Annotated in this window: 1 protein-coding gene; it reads right to left on the bottom strand. The window is 71.1% G+C overall.

Annotated elements, in window-relative coordinates; all coding sequences use genetic code 11:
- Positions 1-1,084, bottom strand: a 1,084-nt coding sequence (locus AB2385_RS17110) for a type IV secretory system conjugative DNA transfer family protein (RefSeq protein WP_367656213.1), incomplete at both ends; no start/stop codon positions are given.

The following is a 1,084-nucleotide window of genomic DNA, read 5'->3' as shown; positions in this document are numbered from 1 at the left end:
GTGGGGTCGGCGAAGAGGCGCAGGTTGACGGCGGCGGTGGTCAGGATGGAGGAGCGCGTCCGCTCCACCGAGAGCTGCGTGACGCCGTAGGCGGTGCGGGCCGGGTCGGCCAGGTCGGGGATCGACTGGAAGACCAGGTCCAGCAGGCTGCCGTCGTCCTTTCCGTACTCGGTGATGAACCGGTAGACGCTGGCCATGTTCCGCTGCTCCCGGGGGGCGTTGGCGGCCACGTAGTAGACCGACGCGGCGATGATCGATTCGGCGGCGTTCTGCCAGAACGGGTCTTCCCGGTGGGCGTTCTTGTCGTCGTCCATCGAGGCGAAGGCGTGGGCAATATCCCACACCGCCTCGGCCGCCGCCGACCGGTCCCCCTGATCCAGGTGGTTCACCACCTCCGCCAGGGGGTTGTACCGGTCGCTGCGCTTGGGGTCGATCAGGTTCAGCGTGCGCACCTTGTAGCCCAGGCGGCGGAAGTACTCGGCCGTGTAGCTGTACAGTTCCCCCTTGGGGTCGGTGACGACGATGGAGTTGGGGTTGCCGGCGGCCTTCGCCCGCCCCAGCAGCCAGAGGTTGGGCAGCACCAGCCGGCGGGTCTTGCCGCTGCCGGAACCGCCCAGCACCAGCACATGCGGATTGGTCACCGACCGCATGTGGGGACCGGGCACCAGCCAGGCCCTTCCCGGCCGGCGGTCCCGGTCGACGCCGGCCAGGAAGCCCGCGGACGGGCGAGACCGCACGCCGACCTGGATCAGCGTGCGGGTGAGCTCCCTTGGGCGGCGCCACCGGGCGGAGCCGTGCGCCCCGCTGGGATCCGCCCGCATCCTGCCGCCGGACTGGTACTCGGGCCAGATGGCCGGCAAGAGCGGCACCAGCAGGATCGTCTGCACGGCCACCCAGGCCAGGCGTCCGCTGCGGTCGGCGTCTGACGCAGGCTGCAGCAAAGTCTCGGCTGCGCGCAGCGGCTGCGTGAGCCAGTCGGCCACCCAGCCCTGCAGGCCGCCGGGTTCATCACCGAAGAGGTAGCCCGGCAGGCGGGTGAGCGCCGGCGTGACGCAGAGGCCCACCAGCAGCCAGGCCACGACGA

Source organism: Symbiobacterium sp. (assembly GCF_040797425.1).
Taxonomy (GTDB): Bacteria; Bacillota; Sulfobacillia; order Symbiobacteriales; family Symbiobacteriaceae; genus Symbiobacterium.
This window is presented reverse-complemented; position numbering and strand designations above follow the sequence as displayed.